Origin of the sequence: Caldimonas mangrovi (assembly GCF_023721835.1) — a bacterium.
Taxonomy (GTDB): domain Bacteria; phylum Pseudomonadota; class Gammaproteobacteria; order Burkholderiales; family Burkholderiaceae_C; genus Caldimonas; species Caldimonas mangrovi.
On sequence record NZ_JAMKFE010000021.1, the window covers coordinates 38,702 to 60,074 of the forward strand.

Annotated in this window: 22 protein-coding genes; 5 read left to right on the forward strand and 17 right to left on the reverse strand. The window is 67.3% G+C overall.

Translation table 11 applies throughout. The features are described from left to right. Positions 1–9: 9 nt before the first annotated feature. The 8 genes from M8A51_RS24080 to mnmG form a co-directional block, all read right to left on the reverse strand. On the reverse strand, positions 10–1,932 hold the full coding sequence (locus tag M8A51_RS24080; RefSeq protein ID WP_251781169.1) for a PrkA family serine protein kinase: 1,923 nt from the start codon (positions 1,930–1,932) through the stop codon (positions 10–12). A gap of 597 nt (positions 1,933–2,529) precedes the next feature. Next, on the reverse strand, positions 2,530–3,429 hold the full coding sequence (locus M8A51_RS24085) for a ParB/RepB/Spo0J family partition protein (protein ID WP_251781170.1): 900 nt from the start codon (positions 3,427–3,429) through the stop codon (positions 2,530–2,532). 33 nt (positions 3,430–3,462) lie between these two features. Then, positions 3,463–4,008, reverse strand: coding sequence for an RBBP9/YdeN family alpha/beta hydrolase (locus M8A51_RS24090; RefSeq protein WP_251781171.1), 546 nt, complete (start codon positions 4,006–4,008; stop codon positions 3,463–3,465). Positions 4,009–4,031: 23 nt separating this feature from the next. Continuing rightward, entirely contained in the window at positions 4,032–4,553 is a 522-nt protein-coding gene (locus M8A51_RS24095; RefSeq protein ID WP_251781172.1) for a hypothetical protein, read from the reverse strand. A gap of 20 nt (positions 4,554–4,573) precedes the next feature. Beyond that, positions 4,574–5,344, reverse strand: coding sequence for a ParA family protein (locus M8A51_RS24100; RefSeq protein WP_251781173.1), 771 nt, complete (start codon positions 5,342–5,344; stop codon positions 4,574–4,576). A gap of 165 nt (positions 5,345–5,509) precedes the next feature. Beyond that, positions 5,510–6,121, reverse strand: coding sequence for a LysE family transporter (locus M8A51_RS24105; RefSeq protein WP_251781174.1), 612 nt, complete (start codon positions 6,119–6,121; stop codon positions 5,510–5,512). Positions 6,122–6,132: 11 nt separating this feature from the next. Continuing rightward, positions 6,133–6,810 carry a 16S rRNA (guanine(527)-N(7))-methyltransferase RsmG gene (gene rsmG, locus M8A51_RS24110; RefSeq protein WP_251781175.1) on the reverse strand — a complete coding sequence of 226 codons (678 nt, stop codon included), beginning with the start codon at positions 6,808–6,810 and terminating at the stop codon, positions 6,133–6,135. Beyond that, positions 6,810–8,783: a tRNA uridine-5-carboxymethylaminomethyl(34) synthesis enzyme MnmG gene (gene mnmG / locus M8A51_RS24115; RefSeq protein ID WP_251781176.1), complete on the reverse strand. Its 1,974-nt coding sequence runs from the start codon at positions 8,781–8,783 to the stop codon at positions 6,810–6,812. Before mnmG ends, rsmG begins: the two co-directional genes overlap by 1 nt. Positions 8,784–9,082: 299 nt before the next feature. On the opposite strand from mnmG, the gene M8A51_RS24120 reads away from it, so the two are divergent. Then, positions 9,083–9,433 carry a hypothetical protein gene (locus tag M8A51_RS24120; RefSeq protein WP_251781177.1) on the forward strand — a complete coding sequence of 117 codons (351 nt, stop codon included), beginning with the start codon at positions 9,083–9,085 and terminating at the stop codon, positions 9,431–9,433. Positions 9,434–9,477: 44 nt separating this feature from the next. Then, complete coding sequence (locus tag M8A51_RS24125) at positions 9,478–9,732, forward strand: YkgJ family cysteine cluster protein (protein WP_251781178.1); 255 nt, start codon at positions 9,478–9,480, stop codon at positions 9,730–9,732. A gap of 48 nt (positions 9,733–9,780) precedes the next feature. Here M8A51_RS24125 and M8A51_RS24130 read toward each other — a convergent pair whose 3' ends face one another. From M8A51_RS24130 to M8A51_RS24150, 5 genes are all read right to left on the reverse strand, one after another. Beyond that, positions 9,781–10,743, reverse strand: a complete 963-nt coding sequence (locus M8A51_RS24130; protein WP_251781179.1) for a mechanosensitive ion channel family protein — start codon at positions 10,741–10,743, stop codon at positions 9,781–9,783. Positions 10,744–10,774: 31 nt separating this feature from the next. Then, complete coding sequence (gene otsA / locus M8A51_RS24135) at positions 10,775–12,163, reverse strand: alpha,alpha-trehalose-phosphate synthase (UDP-forming) (protein WP_251781180.1); 1,389 nt, start codon at positions 12,161–12,163, stop codon at positions 10,775–10,777. A 75-nt stretch (positions 12,164–12,238) separates the two neighbouring features. Further along, positions 12,239–14,044 carry a glycoside hydrolase family 15 protein gene (locus M8A51_RS24140; protein WP_251781181.1) on the reverse strand — a complete coding sequence of 602 codons (1,806 nt, stop codon included), beginning with the start codon at positions 14,042–14,044 and terminating at the stop codon, positions 12,239–12,241. A gap of 67 nt (positions 14,045–14,111) precedes the next feature. Further along, positions 14,112–14,900, reverse strand: coding sequence for a trehalose-phosphatase (gene otsB, locus M8A51_RS24145; protein ID WP_251781182.1), 789 nt, complete (start codon positions 14,898–14,900; stop codon positions 14,112–14,114). Positions 14,901–14,936: 36 nt separating this feature from the next. After that, positions 14,937–15,176, reverse strand: a complete 240-nt coding sequence (locus M8A51_RS24150; RefSeq protein WP_251781183.1) for a DUF2061 domain-containing protein — start codon at positions 15,174–15,176, stop codon at positions 14,937–14,939. A 193-nt stretch (positions 15,177–15,369) separates the two neighbouring features. Here M8A51_RS24150 and M8A51_RS24155 point away from each other — a divergent pair, with 193 nt between their 5' ends. Next, positions 15,370–16,413, forward strand: coding sequence for a phytanoyl-CoA dioxygenase family protein (locus M8A51_RS24155; protein ID WP_251781184.1), 1,044 nt, complete (start codon positions 15,370–15,372; stop codon positions 16,411–16,413). Between the two features lie 271 nt (positions 16,414–16,684). Beyond that, positions 16,685–17,068, forward strand: coding sequence for a response regulator (locus M8A51_RS24160; protein WP_251781185.1), 384 nt, complete (start codon positions 16,685–16,687; stop codon positions 17,066–17,068). A gap of 37 nt (positions 17,069–17,105) precedes the next feature. Here the strand turns inward: M8A51_RS24160 and M8A51_RS24165 are convergent, their stop codons facing one another. The 4 genes from M8A51_RS24165 to M8A51_RS24180 form a co-directional block, all read right to left on the reverse strand. Further along, on the reverse strand, positions 17,106–17,780 hold the full coding sequence (locus M8A51_RS24165) for a response regulator (RefSeq protein ID WP_251781220.1): 675 nt from the start codon (positions 17,778–17,780) through the stop codon (positions 17,106–17,108). A gap of 77 nt (positions 17,781–17,857) precedes the next feature. Further along, on the reverse strand, positions 17,858–18,343 hold the full coding sequence (locus tag M8A51_RS24170; protein ID WP_251781186.1) for a hypothetical protein: 486 nt from the start codon (positions 18,341–18,343) through the stop codon (positions 17,858–17,860). Between the two features lie 258 nt (positions 18,344–18,601). Then, entirely contained in the window at positions 18,602–19,579 is a 978-nt protein-coding gene (locus tag M8A51_RS24175) for a pyridoxamine 5'-phosphate oxidase family protein (RefSeq protein ID WP_251781187.1), read from the reverse strand. 9 nt (positions 19,580–19,588) lie between these two features. Beyond that, on the reverse strand, positions 19,589–20,230 hold the full coding sequence (locus M8A51_RS24180; RefSeq protein WP_251781188.1) for a glutathione S-transferase family protein: 642 nt from the start codon (positions 20,228–20,230) through the stop codon (positions 19,589–19,591). A 137-nt stretch (positions 20,231–20,367) separates the two neighbouring features. On the opposite strand from M8A51_RS24180, the gene M8A51_RS24185 reads away from it, so the two are divergent. Then, positions 20,368–21,285, forward strand: coding sequence for a LysR family transcriptional regulator (locus tag M8A51_RS24185; protein ID WP_251781189.1), 918 nt, complete (start codon positions 20,368–20,370; stop codon positions 21,283–21,285). Positions 21,286–21,373 lie beyond the last annotated feature (88 nt).

Below are 21,373 nucleotides of genomic sequence, written 5' to 3' on the forward strand. Positions count from 1 at the left end.
TCAGCCCGGTCAGGAGCTCTTGCGCACGCGCAGGTACCACTCGCACAGCAGGCGAACCTGCTTGGCGGTGTAGCCCTTCTGCACCATGCGGTTGACGAAGTCCTCGTGCTTCTTCTGCTCGTCGGCGCTGGACTTGGCGTTGAAGCTGATGACCGGCAGCAGCTCCTCGGTGTTCGAGAACATCTTCTTCTCGATCACCGTGCGCAGCTTCTCGTAGCTGGTCCACAACGGGTTCTTGCCGGCGTTGTTGGCGCGCGCACGCAGCACGAAGTTGACGATCTCGTTGCGGAAGTCCTTGGGGTTGCTGATGCCCGCGGGCTTCTCGATCTTTTCCAGTTCGGCGTTGAGCGAGGAGCGGTCGAAGATCTCGCCGGTGTCGGGGTCGCGGTACTCCTGGTCCTGGATCCAGTAGTCGGCGTAGGTAACGTAGCGGTCGAAGATGTTCTGGCCGTATTCGCTGTAGCTTTCCAGGTAGGCGGTCTGGATTTCCTTGCCGATGAACTCGGCATAGCGCGGCGCCAACAGCTCCTTGATGTACGACAGGTACTTCTGCTCGGTCTCGGCCGGGAACTGCTCGCGTTCGATCTGCTGCTCGAGCACGTACATCAGGTGCACCGGGTTGGCAGCGACCTCGGTGCTGTCGAAGTTGAAGACTTTGGAGATGATCTTGAACGCGAAGCGGGTCGACACGCCGCTCATGCCCTCGTCGACACCGGCGTAGTCGCGGTACTCCTGCATCGACTTGGCCTTGGGGTCGGTGTCCTTCAGGTTGTCGCCGTCGTAGATCTGCATCTTGCTCAGGATGCTGGAGTTCTCGGGCTCCTTCAGGCGGGTGAGCACCGAGAACTGCGCCATCATCTTCAGCGTGCCGGGCGCGCATGGCGCCTGCGACAGCGACGAGTTGCGCACCAGCTTCTCGTAGATCTTGATTTCTTCGGTCACCCGCAGGCAGTAGGGCACCTTGACGATGTAGATGCGGTCGAGGAAGGCCTCGTTGTTCTTGTTGTTGCGGAAGGTCTTCCACTCGCTTTCGTTGCTGTGCGCCAGCACGACGCCGTCGAACGGGATCGCGCCGAAGCCTTCGGTGCCCTTGAAGTTGCCTTCCTGGGTCGCCGTGAGCAGCGGGTGCAGCACCTTGATCGGCGCCTTGAACATTTCGACGAACTCGAGCAGACCCTGGTTGGCCAGGCACAGGCCGCCGGAGTAGCTGTAGGCGTCCGGATCGTCCTGGGCGAAGGTTTCGAGCTTGCGGATGTCGACCTTGCCGACCAGCGACGAGATGTCCTGGTTGTTCTCGTCGCCCGGCTCGGTCTTGGCGACCGCGACCTGGCGGAGCACCGAGGGGTAGCGCTTGACCACCTTGAACTGGCGGATGTCGCCGCCGAACTCCTCGAGGCGCTTGACGGCCCATGGCGACAGGATGCGCTGCAGGTAGCGCCGCGGGATGCCGTATTCCTTCTCGAGGATGGCGCCGTCTTCGTCGGGGTCGAACAGGCCGAGCGGCGATTCGTTCACCGGCGAGCCCTTGATGGAGTAGAACGGCACGTGCTCCATCAGCTGCTTCAGGCGCTCGGCGATCGAGCTCTTGCCACCGCCGACGGGACCCAGCAGATACAGAATCTGCTTTTTCTCTTCGAGGCCTTGCGCGGCATGGCGGAAGTAGGACACGACCTGCTCGATCGAGTCTTCCATGCCGTAGAACTCGCGGAAGGCCGGGTAGATCTTGATGACCTTGTTCGCGAAGATCCGCGACAGACGCAGGTCGTTGCGCGTATCGACCAGTTCGGGCTCGCCGATGGCCTTGAGCATGCGTTCGGCCGCGGTGGCGTAAGCCAGGGGGTCGCGCTTGCAGATCTCGAGGTACTCCTGCAGCGAGAGTTCCTCTTCACGGGTGCGCTCGTAGCGAGCGGCGAAGTTGCTGATGACGTCCATCGCAGACCTCCTAGATCCCTTTCCGACTCGACGTTGCCGCTCAGTGTGCGGCACGGCGCCTCGTCATGATTTCAGCATGGGCGAAAACTGCGGCCGACATGCTACGAACAGAGGGTGAAACACTAGTCTGTTTAACGAGTCTTGTAGTGCAAGGAGCGTGCCCTGGGAAGAGGGCTCATGCGCATACGCGACACTCTTCAACATCCTGTCTCAAGGAGAGCACAGCGAGCGCGAAAGTTCCACCGGGTATATGCGGTCAACCCCACATGTGCATGTGACAAGTTGCGCGACGACGGGCTTCATATCCCTCGAGCGAGGGGTGGCGTCGCGATGTTTCGCGTGGGCGGCACTGCGGGTGCGCTCGGATGCCGACAGGCGATCGTGCAGCAAGACATGCCGGCCGCGTGCGCACCGATGAGGGTTTGCACCGTGTCGACGCGGGGGCGGACGGCGATGGACCTTGCAGGTGCGCTTTTGCGTGTGCGGGAACAATGGGCTGCCGCGCGTGGGCACTCTTGAGCCGGGCCCGCTGAATGTCGCCCAGCCCTGGTGCCGATCGAGCGTGGAGCACGCTCAAGCGCGCCCTGCTCGACAGGCCTAGCGACTCCCGAAGCCCAGCTTCTCCAGCACGCCGTTGAGCTCTTCGAGCGAGCCGAATCCGATCGCGATCTCGCCCTGCTCGCCGCGCTTGGTGCGCTTCTTGACGCGGATCTCGACCTGCGCGGTCAGGTGGTCGGACAGCTCTTCCTCGATGCGCGCGATGTCGCGCGGCTTGTCTTTCTTGACCCGCAACAGGGGCGACTGGCGGGCGTGGCCGATGCGGGCAACCAGCTTCTCGGCTTCGCGCACGCTGAGTTTTTTCGCGGTGATCTCGTTCGCGCTCAGAATTTGCTGCGCTGCATCGAGCGGCAGCAGCGCGCGCGCATGGCCCATGTCGAGGTCGCCGGCCATCAGCATGTTCTGCACCGGCTCGGCCAGGTGCAACAGGCGCAGCAGGTTGGAGGCGGCGCTGCGCGAGCGGCCGACCGCCTGCGCGGCCTGCTCGTGGGTCAGCCCGAATTCGTTGACGAGCCGTTGCAGGCCTTGCGCTTCTTCAAGAGGGTTGAGGTCTTCGCGCTGGATGTTCTCGATCAGTGCCATCGCGGCGGCGGCCTCGTCGGGCACCTCCTTGACGAGCACCGGCACTTCGTCGAGGCCGGCCAGCTTGGCAGCGCGCGTGCGCCGTTCGCCGGCGATGATCTCGTACCTTCCGGGGCCGACAGGCCGCACGAGGATGGGCTGCATCACCCCTTGGGCCTTGATGCTTTCGGCCAGCTCGTACAGCGAACCTTCGTCCATGCGGGTGCGCGGCTGGTACTTGCCGGGCTGCAGCTGGGCGAGCTTCAGCACCGACGGCGCGCCGTCTTTCTGCAAGGCTGCGGCCGGGGCTTCGCTGACCTTGGGGCCCAGCAGCGCTTCGAGGCCCAGGCCGAGGCCTTTCGGTTTCTTGGTGACCATGTCGGACAGTATGTAAGGTAAGTGTTGAGCCGGTCAGCCGGCGGCGCACAGCGCTTCGAGCAGTGCGCGGCCTTCGGGCCAGTCGCCCAGCCCGGAATCGGCGTTGAGATGGCCTCGCGGGCCCAGATTGACGAGCGTGCCGCTCCACTGCACCACCATGTCGATGGCGCGTTCGGGGCTGCAAAAGGGGTCGTCGCTGCTGATCACGGCAGTGGCCGGGAAGGGCAGCGGCTGGCGCACGACGGGGCGCCAGGAATAGAGTTGCGGCGGCGTGTCGGTGCGCTCGGGGTCGGGCGGTGCAACCAGCAGCGCCCCGCGCACGCGCTGCGTGTGGCGGGAATGCGCGGCCCATGAGGCGACCAGCTGGCAACCAAGGCTGTGGGCGACCAGCACCGTCGGCCGTGGGTCGGCGAGCAGCACTTCTTCCAGCCGGGCCATCCAGTCGCCGCGCCGCGGCCATTCCCAGTCTTCCTGTTCGACGCGCTGGTCGCCGTACAGGACTTCCCATCGGCTTTGCCAGTGCCTGGGGCCGGACCCGAGCCAGCCGGGCAGCGTGAGGATGCGGGGGGCGAGGGGCACGTGCGGCTCCGGAAGATGGATGTTCACGGGCGAGCGCCGATGGCAGCGCCGGACACCCGGACCCTGCCCTCGGAGGCTTGCATCACGACCGCGCCGTCGAGCATGCGCAAGGTGTCGGTCGTGGTCGAATCGACCGTCATGAGGTTTGCCAGGTTCAGCCGCGAGCGGGTCTGCACGGTCGCCTGCTTCTTGTCGGCGCTGATGTCGATGCGGTCGACGTTGATGGAGTAGTCGACGGCGTATTCAGAGCCAGCCGGGAGGGTGCGGTCCATCGAGATCTTCAGGTCGAAGAACTCCTGCAGGTTCTGGCAGCTCTGCTTGCGGTCGATCTGTTGCGCCTGCAGCGAGCCGCCCGCGACCCGAAGGTAGTTGCCCTGGAAGTCGGGCGCCAGCTGGTTGCACAAGGCCTCGGCGTCCTTGCGTTGCATGGCGTCGACATGCGCCCGTACGTAACGACTGATCTTGGTTTCGCTGATTTCTCGGCGATCTTTCCAGTAGTAAGCACCAACACCGGCGAGGATCAGCAGCAGGACAAGGACACGCATGGATCGGCCCGGGCCCTGCTTCAGGTGGCGGCGATGCGCGCAACCATTTCGCGCGCGAATTCGACATACGCCTGGGCGCCTCGGGCCGCCGGGTCGAAGACGACGCCCGGCTGGCCGTAGCTGGGTGCTTCCGCGAGCCGAACGTTGCGCGGGATCACGGTGTGAAAGACCTTGTCGCCGAAGTGCTGCTTCAGCTGCTCGCTGACCTGGCTTTGCAGCGTGATGCGTGGGTCGTACATGACGCGCAGCAGGCCGATGATCTTCAGGTCGGGGTTCAAGTTGGCGTGCACCTGCTTGATCGTGTTGACCAGGTCGGACAGGCCTTCGAGCGCGAAGTACTCGCACTGCATGGGCACGATCACACCGTGCGCCGAGACCAGGCCGTTGAGCGTCAGCATCGACAGCGACGGCGGGCAGTCGATCAGCACGAAATCGTAGTCGGCATCGGCGGCTTCGAGTGCCGCCTTCAGCCGACGTTCGCGCCGTTCCTGGTCGACCAGCTCGACTTCGGCGCCTGCCAACTCGCGGTTGGCGCCGAGCACGTCGTAGCCGCCCAGTTCCGAGCGCGTCTTGGCTTCGGCGATGTGGGCGGATTCCAGCAGCACGTCGTAGACCGTCATCGGCAGCGCGCGCTTGTCGACCCCCGAGCCCATCGTTGCATTGCCCTGCGGGTCGAGGTCGATCAGCAGCACCCGCTGGTCGACCTTGGCGAGCCCGGCGGCGAGGTTGACGGCGGTGGTCGTCTTGCCGACGCCGCCTTTCTGGTTGGCAATGCAAAAAATCTTGGCCATCGGGTCCTGGGTTCGGTGCAGGGGCGCAAAGAGCGCTCGCCGCGGGCGGCGGTGCTCGACAGGGCTGGTTCAGGGTGGAGCGCCGCACGGGCGGGGCAGCGCCGGAGGCTGGAGTGAACGCCCGGATTTTCCTGGCCCGGGCTTGCGAGCGTCAAGGACGCTTGCCTATTGCGTTGTCAGTTTGATGCCGAAGCCGACGAGAAACATGCCGGCGATGCGTTCCAGCCACTTCGCGAGCCGCCGGTGCGCCTTGACCTGTGCGGCCACCGCGTTGGCACAAGCGCACAGCGTCAGGCAGTAGGCGAGGGTGATGGCAGCGATCGTGACGGCCATCGTTGCAAACGTCAGGGCGCCCTGGTGCACGGCCGGGTTGAGGAACAGTGGGAAAAAGGCCATGTAGAAGACGATGGCCTTGGGGTTGAGCAAGGTGATCAGGCAAGCCTGCCGGAAGTAGCGACGCGGTTGCAGGTCGACCACCGGTGCGGCACCGTCGCGAGCGCGAATGAGCTTGACGCCGATCCAGCACAAGTAGGCGGCCCCGGCGTACTGCACCAGATGGAACACCGTCGGGTGGGCGGCAAGCAGTGCAGCGACGCCGGCCACCGCCATCCAAAGCAGGACCTGATCGCCGGCGATGATGCCGAACGTCGCCGCCGCGCCGGCGCGGAACCCGCCTTTCCCGGTGGCGGTCAGCAGCGCGAAGGTCCCGGGGCCCGGCAGCGCCAGGAACAGCAGCACCGCGGCGCAGAAGGCGGGGTAGTCAGAGATGCCGAGCATAGGGTTTCCGTTCAGAGCAAAGCGGTCTGGATGGGGCGGACCCAGACCAGGCAACGGTCGGCCTCGAGGTCGGGGACTTCGAGTTGTTCCACGTGAAACACTTCCAGGTCGTCGCCCAGGGCGGTGAGTTCGTCGGCACCCGGTTTGGCTTTCATGGCCATCCAGCACCCGCCGGGTGCGAGGTGCGGGCGCGTCAGTGAGACGAAGTCGTGCAGTGAGGCAAAAGCGCGTGACGTGATCACGTCGGCCGCGGCCGGCGCCATGGCTTCGATGCGCGCATGCACTGCGTGCAGGTTGCCGAGCTTGAGTTCTGCGGCGACCTGTCGCATGAACGTGGCCTTCTTCGCCACAGTGTCGACGCAAGTGACAGTGGACGCGGGCAGTGCGATGGCCACCACGACACCCGGAAGCCCGGCGCCACTGCCAACGTCGAGCACCCTCAACGCGCGGTCACCGAGTTCACGTTGCAGCGGCCTGACGACGGCCAGGCAATCGAGAACATGCTGCGTCAGCATTTCGGCGGGCTCGCGTATCGCGGTCAGGTTGTAGACGCGATTCCACTTTGCGACCAGCGCCAGGTAGTCGAGGAGCTGCTGCTGCTGTCGCACGTCGAGGGCGACGCCCAGTGCGGCGGCGCCGATGCGCAGCCGGTCAGCGAGGTGCCCGAAGGGAAGGGGGGTGTCGGTCATCAGGCGGCATCCGCCGGTGAGGCGCCGTCGTTCGCGGCGCGGTCGAAACCCTTGAAGCGGCCCTTCTTCAGGTGGACCAGCAGCAATGAAATGGCTGCGGGCGTAACGCCTGAAATTCGGGACGCCTGGCCCAACGTCTCCGGCCGGTGCTTGTTGAGTTTCTGCCGCACCTCATGGCTGAGCGCCTTGACTTCCATGTAGTCCAATTCGGCCGGCAGTTTCAGGTGCTCGTAGTGTGCGGCCCGGGTCACTTCCTCGTTCTGCTTGTCAATGTAGCCGGCGTATTTGATGCTGATTTCGATCTGCTCGATGACTGCGTCGGCTGTGCTCTGACCCAGCGTCGAGCGCAATGTTGCACGTGAAACACCGCTTTCTGGCCTGGCGATGGCCGCGGCTGCCGCAATGCTGTCGAACCAGACGCCCGGGCGGCGCAGCAGATCGGCCAGGTTGTATTCGTGCTCGAGAGCCTTGCCGACCAGACGCTCTGCCTCGGCCGCCGGAAGAATCGCGGGGTGCACCCAGGTGGTCTTCAGCTTCTCTGTTTCACGTGAAACAGCGTCCCGTTTGCGGTTGAACGCGTCCCAGCGCGCGTCGTCCACCAGTCCGAGTTCACGACCGGTGTCGGTCAACCGAAGGTCGGCGTTGTCCTCGCGCAGCTGCAACCGGAACTCGGCGCGGCTCGTGAACATGCGGTAAGGCTCAGTCACGCCCTTGGTGATCAGGTCGTCGACCAGTACGCCCAGATAGGCCTGGTCGCGCCGCGGCACCCACGGTGCGCGGCCCTGTACCTGAAGCGCCGCGTTGGCGCCGGCGAACAGGCCTTGCGCCGCGGCCTCCTCGTAGCCGGTGGTGCCGTTGATCTGCCCCGCGAAGAACAAACCGCCGATGGCGCGCGTCTCGAAGCTAGCCTTCAGCTCGCGCGGGTCGAAGTAGTCGTACTCGATCGCATACCCCGGCCGCAGGACGTGCGCGTTCTCAAGGCCCGGCATCGAGTGCACCGCGGCCAGCTGCACGTCGAAGGGCAGGGACGTGGAAATGCCGTTCGGATAGAACTCGTGGGTGGTCAGCCCCTCCGGCTCCAGGAAGATCTGGTGCGAGCCCTTGTCGGCGAAGCGATTGATCTTGTCTTCGATGCTGGGGCAGTAGCGCGGGCCCACGCCCTCGATCACGCCGGTGAACATCGGGCTGCGGTCGAAGCCGGAGCGAATGATCTCGTGCGTGTGTTCGTTGGTGTGGGTGATCCAGCACGGGACTTGGCGCGGGTGCTGATCGGCCGAGCCGAGAAAGCTGAACACCGGCACCGGGTCGAGATCGCCCGGCTGCTCGGTCAGCTTGGAAAAGTCGATCGAGCGGCCGTCGATGCGCGGCGGCGTGCCGGTTTTCAGCCGACCCTGCGGCAGCTTCAAATCCTTCAGCCGGCCCGACAGCGACACAGCGGGTGGGTCGCCCGCACGGCCGGCCGCGTAGTTCTGCAGCCCCACGTGGATCTTGCCGTCGAGAAAGGTGCCGGCGGTCAGCACCACGGTGCGTGAACGGAAGCGAACGCCCACCTGCGTGACGGCGCCGACCACCCGGTCTCCTTCGATCATCAGGTCGTCGACCGCCTGCTGGAACAGCCACAAGTTGGGCTGGTTTTCGAGCCGGTGCCGGATCGCGGCCTTGTAGAGGATGCGATCGGCCTGTGCCCGCGTGGCGCGCACCGCAGGGCCCTTCGAGCCGTTGAGGATGCGGAACTGGATGCCTGCCTCGTCCGTGGCAGCCGCCATGGCGCCGCCGAGCGCGTCGATTTCCTTGACCAGGTGGCCCTTGCCGATGCCGCCGATCGACGGGTTGCAGCTCATCTGGCCCAGCGTCTCGATGTTGTGCGTCAGCAGCAGCGTCGCGCAGCCCATGCGTGCGGCGGCCAGCGCGGCCTCCGTGCCGGCGTGGCCGCCGCCGACCACGATCACGTCGAATTCCTTGGGGTAGAGCATCTGCACCTCGCTGGCCCCTGAAAGGAGCGCCGGCCCCTCGGCCTGTCGTCCCGAGTGTGCTCCTGGGGCGGAGCATGGGCAAACCGCGGATTTTAGTTTCCCGCCCGGGGGAAGTCATGGGCGGGGTCTCCGTTGTTCCGTCCTGTGCAACAGGCGCCGGAGGAAGGCGCCCGCATTTCCATTCGTGAACCCCCGAATTTCGCCCGCCCCCCTCTGATGGGGGATGCAGGGGGTCGGGCCCTTGCGCAACCCGGGTCTGTTTTTTGAGAATCGACCTTCCCTGGACGACAAGGCGAGCAATGTCCCCCGCGACGGCTCCTTCATCGATGGACGCGAGCGCCCCTGCGCACGGTGCGTGGCAGGCGGCCACGGTGTGTTTCACCGAGCTGCGGCGCGCGTGGGCCATGCTGCATCGTGCGGGCGCGCCGGAGCTGTCGTGGGAGCAGCGCCTGCTGCTGCTCACCAGCCTGTTCGAGGGACGGTCCAGCGCCTGGGTCGTCGCGCTCGAAGCGCGGGTACGCGCCCTGGAGGCGCAGACGGCCGCACTCGGCAAGCCGCCGACCGAAGAAGCCTTCAAGCAGGCGGCACTGGCCCGCCTGCAGGCGCGCGGCAGCGACTTCCGCTTTGCACCCGGCAGCTGCCACTGGTGAGCGGCACGCTATACAGTCGGGTTTTCCGCTCCAGAGTTTCATCCATGGACTGCCGGCCGCGTTGCGCCGCCTGCTGCATCGCTCCCTCGATTTCCAGCCCGATACCCGGCATGCCGAACGGCAAGCCGGCCGGTGTGCCGTGCGTGCAACTCACCGAAGACCTGCGCTGCCGGCTGTTCGGGCAGCCCGAGCGCCCTGCGGTGTGCTCGGCGCTGCGGCCCGACCCCGACATGTGCGGTGACAGCCGCGCACAGGCGCTGCGCTGGCTCGGGGTGGTGGAGCGCGAAACGGCGCCGTGAAGCACCGAGGGCAGGGCGGTGCGCATGCGCCGCCACCCGGACGCCCGATCAGCTGGCCAGCGGTGCTGCCGGCCGCTGCCGCGCACGGTCGGCCCCATCGGGCGCATTGGCCGCCTCCAGGCCGCGCACGCGGAACGCCGGCGCGTTGCCGTCCTTGCCTTCACCGGCGTACACCGTCATGTGCGGGAACGGGATCTCGATGCCGCGCGCATCGAAGGCCTTCTTCAGCCGTCGCAGGTATTCGCGCTTCACGCCCCATTGCTCCAGCGGCGCCACCTTGAAGCGGCAGCGGATGACCACCGCGGAATCGTCCCACTTCTCCACGCCGGCCATCTCCAGGTCTTCCAGGATGCGCACCGAGAAGGCGGGGTCGGCACGCAACTCGGCACCGACTTCCTTCATCACCGCCATCACCTCGTCGACGTCTTCGCGATAGGCGACACCGGCGTCGATCACCGCCTGGGCAAAGCCGCGGCTCATGTTGACCACGGTGGTGATCTCGCTGTTGGGCACGAAGTGCACGTTGCCGTCATAGTCGCGCAATTGCACGTAGCGCAAGGTCACTTCCTCGACCAGGCCGCCGTGTCCACCGACATTGACAACGTCGCCCTGGCGCACCTGGTTCTCCAGCAGCAGGAAAAAGCCGGTGAAGTAGTCCTTGACCAGGCTTTGCGCTCCGAAACCGACAGCCAGGCCGACCACGCCCGCGGCACCGAGGATGGGCGCGACCGAGACGCCCAGTTCGGCCAGGATCAGCATCACCGCAATCAGCGACACGACCACCGCCACCAGGTAGCGCGCCACACGGCCGAGCGTCTCGGCGCGCTTGATCTGCTCCCGGTCGGCCATGCGCGCAGCCAGGCGCGTGCGAAAGCCGCGGATCATGCGTTGCAGCACGGCGATCGCGATCCACGCCGCGACGGCGATCAGCAGGATGCGCAGGCCGGTGGTCGCCGCCACGCCCATGGTGGTCCAGCTCTGTTGCAGCGTCTCGGTCAGGTTCTCTTCCATCGGGTTCTCCAGGTTCAACTCATCGGGCCGCTCAGGGCTGGGCGTTCTCGAGCGTCTGCAAGAAGGTCTTGCGCCACCAGTGCACGTCCTGCGCGCGGATGCGCTCGAGCAGCTTCTGGTGGCGTGCCTGGCGCTCTTCGAGCGGCATCTGCAGGGCGCGCTGGATGGCTTGGGCGCTGCCTTCGGTGTCGTACGGGTTCACCAACAGGGCCTCGCGCAACTGTTCGGCTGCGCCGGCGAAGCGCGACAGCACCAGCACGCCCGGGTCGGCCGGGTCCTGTGCAGCGATGTATTCCTTGGCGACCAGGTTCATGCCGTCGCGCAGCGGGGTGACCAGCGCCACGCGCCCGGCCCGGCACAGCCCGGGCAGCCGCTTGCGCGCGACGGTGCGGTGGATGTAGCGCACCGGCATCCAGTCCAGCTCGCCGTAATCGCCGTTGATCTGGCCGCACAGGTGCTCCAGTTCGTGGCGGATGTCGGCGTACGCGTCGACGCTCTCGCGTGTCGGCGAGGCGATCTGGATCAGCGTGGCGCTCTTGCGGTTCTCGGGATAGCTCGCCAGCAGTTCCTGGAAGGCCTTGATGCGCTGCGGCAGACCCTTGGAGTAGTCGAGCCGGTCGATGCCGATCAGCAGACGCCGGCGCGAGTACTGCTCGCGCATGGTCTCGTAGGTCTCGCGCGCCTCCTTGCCGTGCGTGAGCTGCGCGAACTCGTCGACGTCGATGCCGATCGGGAAGGCGCGCGCCAGCACGGTGCGGTTGAACGCGCGGTAGTGGCCATCGCCCAGCATCTCGGCATCGGCTTCGCTGTGCACGTAGCGTTCGAAGTGGTTCACGTCGGCCTGCGCCTGGAAGCCGACGACGTCGTATGCGAACAGGGCCCGGATCAGCCACTCGTGGCCCGGCAACGCGGCCAGCATCAGCGGCGGCGGCAGCGGGATGTGCAGGAAGAAGCCGATGCGGTTGCCGCAACCCATCGAGCGCAGCTCGGCCGCCAGCGGGATCAGGTGGTAGTCGTGGATCCAGATCAGATCGTCGGGCTTCAGCAGCGGCATCAGCTTGCGCGCGAACATCTGGTTGACGCGGCGGTAGCCGGCCAGCGACTGCTTGTTGAAGTCGGCCAGGTCCAGCCGGTAGTGGAACATCGGCCACAGCACGCGATTGGCGTAGCCGAGGTAATAGCTGTCGTGGTCTTCCTTGCACAAGTCCACGGTGGCGAGCGTGACGTTGCCGGCCTGGTGGGTGTGCAGCTCGCCTTCCCCGGGCGTGCCCCCCTCGCTTTCATCGACGACCTTGCCACTCCAGCCGAACCACAAGCCCCCGGTGGCATTGAGCGTGTCGCCCAATGCCACGGCCAGCCCGCCGGCCGCTGCCTTGCGGGGGTCCGCCAGGCGGTTCGACACAACGACTACGCGTGCCATCACTGCTCCTTTTCCAAGTATGAAAAGGAAGCAACGAAGAAGCCCGCCGTTGTGCAGCGCTCCTCTTCCTGCTTCCTAGATCTGCGTATCCCAGGGCACCGACAGGCGCACTGCGCCGTTGATCAGTCCCACCATCGAATAGGTCTGCGGGAAGTTGCCCCACATTTCGCGCGTCACCGGGTGCGTGTCCTCGGACAGCAGTCCCAGATGGTTGCGCGCGGCGAGCATCGCCTCGAAAATCTCGCGTGCCTGCTCCTTGCGGCCGATGCGCGCGAGCGCGTCGATGCGCCAGAAGGTGCAGATGTTGAATGCCGTCTCCGGTTTGCCGAAGTCGTCCGGGGCTTCATAGCGGCGCATGTACGGCCCGTCGCACAACGAATGTTCGAGGGCGTCGACCGTTGCCACGAAGCGCGGGTCGCGTGGGTCGATGAAGCCGACCTCGGCCATCAGCAGCGCGCTGGCGTCGAGGTCGCGCCCGCCGAAGCTTTCGGCGAACGCCTTGCGCTCGTCGCTCCATGCCTCGCGCAAGATGCGCTCGCGGATGATGCCGGCGCGGTCGTGCCAGAAGCGCGCGCGTTCCGTCACGCCGAAACGCGCCGCGATCTTGCCGAGGCGGTCGCATGCGGCCCAGCTCATCAGCGCCGACGAGGTGTGCACGCGTGCGCGGGTGCGCAGCTCCCACATGCCGGCGTCCGGCGAGTCGTAGACGCGCCAGGCCTGCTCGCCCACCAGCTCCAGCTGCTCGAACTCGGCCAGGCCGGCCGGCCGCAGCAGCCGCCGGTCGTGGAAGGCCTGCGCCGCGCCCAGCACGATGTTGCCGTAGACGTCGTGCTGGAAGTGCTCATGCGCCTGGTTGCCGACGCGCACCGGCCCCATGCCACGGTAGCCGGGCAGGTGGGACACGATGTTCTCGGTCAGGTCGAGTTCCAGTCCGATGCCGTACAGCGGCTTGATGTGGCCGCCGGCTGCCTGCGAGACCACGTTGCCGAGCCAGCGCAGATAGTCCTCCATCGTGCCGATCTCGGACAGGCTGTTGAGCGCCCGCACGACGAAGAAGGCGTCGCGCAGCCAGCAGAAGCGGTAGTCCCAGTTGCGCTGGCTGTGCGGCGCCTCCGGGATGCTGGTGGTCATCGCGGCGACGATGGCGCCGGTGTCCTCGAACAGCGAAAGCTTCAGCGTGATGGCGGCACGGATGGTCGCCTCCTGCCATTCCAGCGGGATGTGCAGGCGGCTGCTCCAGGTGCGCCAGTACGAGGCGGTGTCTTGCTCGAACGAGCGCGCCACCTCGCGGATGCCTTCCATCAGCGTCTCGTCCGGGCCGAGGATGAAATCCATCGGCCGGTCGGCCACGAACACCGTTTCGTTCAGGATGTAGCTCAGCGGCGCGTTGGTCGTCAGGCGCAGCGTCTGGCTGGGGCTGCAGTAGCGGATGTGATGACTGCCCTGCGTGATGGTCGGCTGGGTGGCGCCGAGGTCGAAGCGCGGACGCACGACCACGCGCAGGCGCGGCGCCCCGGCAATCGGTTTCACGCGGCGCACCAGCGTCAGCGGCCGGAACATGCGGTTGCGGCTGAAAAAGCGCGGTGCGAAGTCGACCACCTCGACCCCCTGGCCGCGGGAGTCGAACAGCCGCGTGTGCAGGATGGCGGTGTTCGGCTCGTAGAACTGCTCGCTGCGCGCGAAATCCTCCAGCTCGAAGCTCCACAGCGCGCCGTCGGGCGACGGGTCGACCAGTGCATTGAAGACCGGGTCGCCGTCGAAGCGTGGCAGACAGCACCAGACGACGCGGGCGTAGCGGTCGACCAGCGCGCTGTAGGCACAGTTGCCGATGGCGCCGACTTCGAGCGAGGAGGTGGACGGCAGTTCAGCTCGCGTGCTCATGAAAAGGATCCTTGGGAGTGTTGTGGATCCTCGATTCTGTCGAGCTGAAATTGACGCCAGATTTCACTCATGTCTCGGACAGCGCCGCTTCCTGCGCCCGGTCGCGGTCCGGGCCGAGGGCGGCTGCGGCAGCCGTCAACCAGGCGCGCAAATCGGCGGGGCTGTCGATGCGGTGCTGTGCGACGCTGTCGCCGTCGCCGATCTTGATCGCCGTGCCGCCGACCGCCTGCACGGCCACGAAACCGGCTTCGTCGGTGACGTCGTCGCCGGCGAACACCGCACGGCGGCCGAGAAACGGCGGCTCACGCAGGTAGGCTTCGATCGCGTGGCCTTTGGTGGCGGCGGCGGGTTTGGCTTCCAGCACCATCTTGCCGTGCAGCAGCGACAAACCGGGCGATTCGCTCACGGCCACGGTCATCGCGTCGCGGCAGCGGTCGGCCCATTCGGGCGCCAGCCGGTAGTGCAGAGCGACCGCACCCGGCTTGCGCTCGACGAGCAGGCCGTCGGCCTGCGCGGCCAACGCGCGGGCGCAGGCCTCGACATGGTCGAGCATCGGCGCCGCCAGACGCTGCAGATAGCCGTCGGCGCAACGGCGCTCGACGCCGTGCACCCCGGCGATCGGCAACCGCAGCGGCCGCAGCAGGGCGTCGAGCTGCTCGATGGGGCGGCCCGAGACGACCGCGACTGCGCCCTGCAGCGCATGCTGCAGGCGCTGCAACGTGTCGATCAGCTCGGGAGGAACGTGAACCGACTCCGGGCGGGGCGAGAGATCGGCCAGGGTGCCGTCGAAGTCGAGAAAAAGGGCGCTGTTCGCGTCGAGCGAGGGCGGCCGTAGGGGGTGGGACCTGGGCTGCATGGCCCCGACCATAGGGCAAAAACCGCGCCTCGGCGGTCAGATTCCGACCGACGCAGGGGACTTTGGCTGGGCTCGCAGGCGTCGACGCCACGTTTGAAGGCGGGCAACCACTTCAGGGTGACCCCAGTATTTATCGAAGAAATAGTGCGCCACGGTGTTGCAAAGCGGCTCGATCAGCGTGATGGCGCCACTGATGGCGACGCTTCCCGTCAATATGTAACTCACCGAGAAGGCGATGCCGAGGTGCATGACGCCGAAGCTTGCGGTCTTGGCCATGAGGGGCTCCTGGTCCTGGCTGCGCTGTTGTGGGAACGATACTGTTCGATAGTTTGAATCTAATCAAACAAATCAACCAATCGTTTGTGTCGATGCTCAGGATAGCCAGCGGCTCGACCCGGCGGGCAGAGGCGAACGCGCAGGCCGTGCCGCGACCTGCTACCGTAGCGGCTGTTCGCTTGTTTCTCGCCGCATGACCCTTGCCCTGAAGAACTTTGCACTGGCGCCGATCCACGCGCTCGCGCTGCTGACCGGCGCCAAATCGTTCCGTGACAACCCGCTGATCGGCTCGCGCCGCCTCAATGAATGGGGGTTGCATGCAGGGCGCGTGCAGCTGGCCCACGCGCTGGCGGCGAGCCGGCGCGCCCGGCTGGCTGCCGGCATCAGTGCTGCCGACCGCGCGGCTTTCGACCGCGACGGCTTCGTGATCCGGCGCGACGTGCTGCCCGCGGCGGCTTTCGAGCAGCTGCGCGAGCGCGTGCTGGGCCACCGCGCACCAGCGCGCGAAATGGTGCAGGGCGACACCATCACGCGTCGCATCGCGCTCGACCCCGCCTTCCTGCGCGCGATACCCGAGGTGCGGGAGATCGTCGACGGCATGCTGTGGCGCGGCCTCACACGCTATGTCGGCAGCTATGACCAGGAGCCGGTCACCTATGTGCAGAGCATACTTTCGCAGGTGATCGACGCGCCGCCCGATCCGCAGACGCACCTGCATGCCGACACCTTCCACCCCACCGTCAAGGCCTGGTACTTCCTGACCGACGTCGAAGAAGACGCGGGGCCCTTCAGCTATGTGCCGGGCTCGCACCGGCTGACGCCGCAGCGGCTGGCCTGGGAGCGCCAGATGAGCCTGGTGGCGCGCACCGCCGACCGGCTGACCTCGCGCGGCTCTTTCAGGGTCGGCGTCGAAGCGCTCCCGGCGCTCGGACTGCCGCCACCACGGTTGTTCACGGTGCCGGCCAACACGCTGGTGGTGGCCGACACCTTCGGCTTCCACGCGCGCGGCCCGTCGCTGCGGCCTGCGCTGCGCATCGAGTTGTGGGGCTATGGCCGGCGCAACCCGTTTCTGCCGTGGGCCGGCGCCGACCTGCTGTCCTTGCCCGGCATCGCCGCGCGCCGCGCGCCGCTGTACTGGAGCGCCCTGGACCTGCGCGAGCGCCGGCTCGGCAAGCGCAGCCCCTGGCGCGACGCCGGCCTGCTGACGCCGGGGGCTCCGGCCGCCCCGATCCGCTGAACGACCGGTCACCGACAGACGCGACACGGGCATGCCCACCGCGCCGTCCGGTTCACCATCGCTGTGCCCCGCAGGAGCGATCCTTGCTTTGAAGTCAAGTCTGCGTCCCGATTCCGGGACGGCGTCGGCCTGAACCCGTAAGGGGGACAGTAGGGCCTGCAAGTCTTACCTCATCTTCATGGCACGGCAGTCTGGCGATCGATCACACGACGAGGCGGCACTTCGCGGTTCAGGGGCGTCGGCACCGTTTGCACGGTCGACCGGCACGGGAGTGGACGAACGCCGGCCGCGCGTCCTGATCGTCGACGACAACCGCGACGCTGCGGACAGCCTGGCGATGCTGTTCGGCCTGTTGTCGTGCGAGACCCGGGTGGCCTACGACGGCGAGCAGGGCGCGCGCGAGGCGGCCGACTTCCTGCCCGACATGGCGGTGCTCGACATCTCGATGCCGTTGATGGACGGCTACGAACTCGCCGAACTGCTGCGCCGCGAGTTGCCCGACAACGGGCCGGTCCTGGTGGCGCTGACCGCGTTGACCAGCGAGCGCGACAAGGCCCAGGCCAAACGAGCCGGCTTCGACTACCACCTGTCCAAGCCGGTCGACAGTGCCAGCCTGTGCCACCTGGTGATGCGGGCGATCGCGCAGCGCCACTGAGAAGGCGGGGACAGGCCCCCGCCCGGACGGGGTGCCGTCACTGCAGTGCCGTGCCCGGCCGGAACAGGCCGAGCCGCTGTGCCTCGAGGGCCGCTTCGGCGCGCGACGAGACGTTGAGCTTGCGGTAGATGTTTTTCAGATAGTCGGAAATCGTGTGGCGCGACAGCCCGAGCTGTTGCGCGATCTCGGGCAGCGTGTAGCCCTTGGCGACCCGCAGCAGCACGTCGGACTCTCGCTCGGTCAGCCGCACCTCCGGCAGCGACAAACGTTCGGGCACATGCCGCGCACAGCCGTAGGCGACGAAGTGCGAGATCACACGGCGTGCGACCGAAGGCGTCAGTGGCGGCTCGCCATGCGTGATCCGTTGCAGCTGCTCGGCCAGTTCATCGCGCGACTGGTCCTTCAGCAGGTAGCCGAAGGCGCCGGCCTGCAGGGCAGAGAACAGGCAGTCGTCCTCGGCGTGGATGGTCACCACGACCGACTGCGCCTGCGGCTGGGCCTCGTGCAGTGCCGCGACCACTTCGAGGCCCGAGCCGTCGGGCAGCCCGAGATCGAGCAGCGCGAGGTCGAAGCGCGTCAGCGACAGGTGCTCGAGGGCGTCGCGCACGCGCGCGCACTCGGTCACGAAGGCATGGGGAAACAGCTCGCACACCAGCGACTTCAACCACTGCCGTACCTGCGGAATGTCTTCCAGCAGCAGGATGTTGTGGATCTCGTGGCGCGTCGACCGCACGGACCGGCCGGCTGCCGGCTCGGTGTCGTCGGCCGGCCGTGCCAGGAGTTGCGGGCTCAAGGACGCTGCCCCTCGTGGTTGCCGCGCGCGTCCCGCCACGGCGTACCGGGTGCTGGCGATGCTGCGTGTTCGCTCGGGTGCTTGCGGCGCAGGAACTGCAGGCCGGGCGCCGCCGGTTGCGGTACGCCACCGTAGGTTCCGGGCCAGGCCACAGGTGCGTCGTCGCGCACGGCACGGGCGTCCGCGGTCTCTTCAGGGAGTGGGGCGGGACGCGGTTGCGTCGGCTCGCCGTCGCGAGCCTGCTGGCGCTGTTTCAGGGCGTCGATGCCCAGTTGCAGCACCACGATCACCGCGGTGATCGCCATGATGGAATGCAGCAGCGCCGCATTCGGGTGCTCGCTCGCCGCTTCGGGAATCAGCAGGCACAGGCCCAGTGCACCCCATGAGATCGCGCGGTTGTCGCGCCAGTAGAACATCGCGATGACCGGCAGTGCCAGCAGCATCGCTGCCGTCAGTAGGACCTCGAGTTCGTTTGCTGTCATGAAACGTTCTCCCTGTCTGCCGCACCGTTGCGGCGGGAGAAATTAGCAAGGTCGATGCCGGAATCGGCGTGTCGACCTGCTAGTGCGTCCCAACTTGCGTGGTGAGACAGACGCGGGGCCGACACAAAGAAAACGCCGTGCATTCGTCATGCCGCCGCGCGCGTACCGGTACCGCGGCGCAAGCCGTTTTCTCTTCTGCGACGTCGGTAAGTTTGGGTGTGATGGAAAGCAAAAAGTATCGGTTCTTTGTGCGGTCTGTCACGCGGAAGCCGCGTTGGCCCATACGCCGGTGTGGGCCAGCTGCGGGGCCGGCTCGGCGTCCGACCACTCCCAGGGCAGGCCGCCCTCGAGCCACAAGCCCTCGCTGAGCTCGATGCGCAGCAGCCGTTGCGCTCCCTCGAAGGCCTCCACCTCCGGACCGTCCCAGACCATGTCGGCGTCGCCGGTCAGCATCAGCAGGTCGCCGCGCGCGAAATCGACGAACAGCAAGCCGGCGCGCGGGTGGCGGGCGATGTTGCCCAGGGTGTTGAAGAAGAAGTTGCCGCGGAAGTCGGGCGCCGTCAGCACCGTGCGCCCGCCCGACGCCTGCATGCGCACGAAGCCGGGCCGGCCGCCGCGGTGCGAGACGTCGACGCCGCCCTCGGCTGCGGTGGCGATGAAGAAGGTGTCGGCTTCGGCCACCAGGGCCTGCGCGCGCGGGCTGAGCAGGCCGTCCTCGCGCCTCGCCTGCACGCTGCGGGGCATGTCGGCGACGGAGAACGGCGACCGTGCCTGGATGTACTGGGGGCAGTTGCCGAAGCTCTGTTCGACCTGCACGTCGAACCCGCGTGCGCTGAGCGTGGCGACGCGGCCGTTCATGCGGTTGCGCCGGCGTGTCGGCAGCTCGATGCCCAGCAGCCCGAGCGGCGCGCCGGGCACCAGTTGCGCGGCCAGCGGGTCGTCGGGGTGCGGCAACGCGTCGATGTGCATCAGGCGTGCATCCGGGGTCGAGACGAAGCCCGGCGCGCCGGTCAGCAGCGACGCCCACGGCCGGCCCTTCTCATCCAGGCTGCCGACGACGAAGAAGGGCAGCTTGTCGAACAGCTCGCGGTGCTGGTCAGGCATGAAGTCGCGTATCACCCTGGCGCCGATCTCGGCCATGCGCTCGCGCAGTCCGGCGCGCGCCTGCAGTTCGCGTTCGCCGGCGTGGAAGGGCTCGTCCTCGCGGGGCCAGCCGGGCAGGGCAGTCGTGCTCATCGCCCTCTCCTATGCCGCGGCACGCGCCGGCGGCCGGGGCATCGCCACGAAGCCCGGCAAGGCCTCGATGCGGGCCAGCCAACGGCGTATGTGCGCATAGGGCTCCAGCGATACGCCGCCTTCGGGCGCATGTGCGGTGTAGGTGTACATCGCGATGTCGGCGATCGTGGGCGTGTCGCCGACCAGCACCTCGCGCGTCGCCAGGTACGAGTCCAGCACCTGGAACAGCGAGGCGGCCACCTCATGCATGCGCGGCTCCTGGGGACGACCGAACAAGGTCGCCACGCGTGCTGCACCGGGGCCGTTGACCAGCGGGCCGGCTGCCGCGCTGAGCCATTGCTGCACCCGCGCGGCGCCCACCGGCTCGCTCGGCAGCCAGCGGCCGGTGGGGTCGTAGCGGCGCGCCAGATAGACCAGGATGGCGCTGCTGTCGGGCAGCGTCACGTCGCCGTCCTCGATCACCGGCACCTGGCCGAAGGGGTTGCGCGCCAGGAACTCCGGCGTCTTGTGCTCGTGGCGCAGCAGGTCGACGTCGATCGCCTCGTACGGCAGACCGAGCAAAGACAGGAACAGCTCGACGCGATGGGCGTGGCCGGACAGTGCGAAGCGATACAGACGGATGGCGGCGGCGGGGTGGGCGTTCGGGGTCATCGGGCCTCCTGAAGGGGGTGGGAAAACACATGCACGTTATCCATTCCCGCGTTCGGACAGAATCACTGCAAACGACACTTCACCATTCCGCTGCGCGGAATTCTGGTGACAGCGCGTGGCAACCGAGGAAAGTCGACATGGACCGTCTGGACACGATGCGGGTTTTCGTGGCGGTGGCCGATGCGCAGGGTTTTGCCCCGGCGGCACGGCTGCTGCGCATGTCGCCACCCGCGGTCACCCGTGCCGTGGTCGCGCTGGAGCAGCGCATCGGCGCACGGCTGCTGCACCGCACGACGCGGCTGGTGCGGCTGACCGAAGCGGGCGAGCGCTTTCTGGTGGACTGCCGGCGCCTCCTGGCCGAGATCCAGGAGGCTGAAGCCTCTGCCGGCGGCGCGCACGCCGAGCCGCAGGGGCCGCTGGCGGTCACCGCCTCGACGATGTTCGGTCGCATGTACATGGCGCCGCTGCTGCTCGACTTCCTGGCCCAGTACCCGAAAGTCCGGGTGCAGGCGGTGTTCGTCGACCGCATCGTCAACCTGCTCGACGAGGGCATGGACGTGGCCCTGCGCATCGCGCGGCTGCCGGACTCGTCACTGACTGCCGTGCGTGTCGGTGCGGTGCGCAGGGTGGTGGTGGCGTCGCCGGCCTACCTGGCCGAACGCGGCGTGCCGCGGTCGCCGGCCGAGCTGGCCGCTCATGACGCGATCGGCTTCGCGCCCACCGGCGGCGTGGCGACGCCCTGGGTGTTCCGCGCCGGGGCGACAGGCGAGCGTGTGACTGCCGAGCCGCGTGTGCGGCTGGAGGCCAACGCGGGCGAGGTGGGCATCCAGGCGGCAATCGCCGGCCACGGCCTGACCCGCGCACTGTCGTACCAGGTGGCGCCGCATGTGCAGGCGGGTGAGCTGCAGATCGTGCTGGCGGACCACGAGCCGCCGCCGATTCCGATCCACGTCGTCTACCCTGAAGGCCGGCGTGCGGCGGCCAAGGTGCGCGCCTTCGTCGACTTCACGGCCGAGCGGCTGCGCGGGGACCCGCGCCTGAGCCTGCAGCTGTGAGCCGGCCCCATGGAACAAAAGCGGCAGGCCGCCAGGCGCCACTGCCGCTTCCGTCGCGTTTCTCCCTGCCCGCCCGAGACCGGGCGCT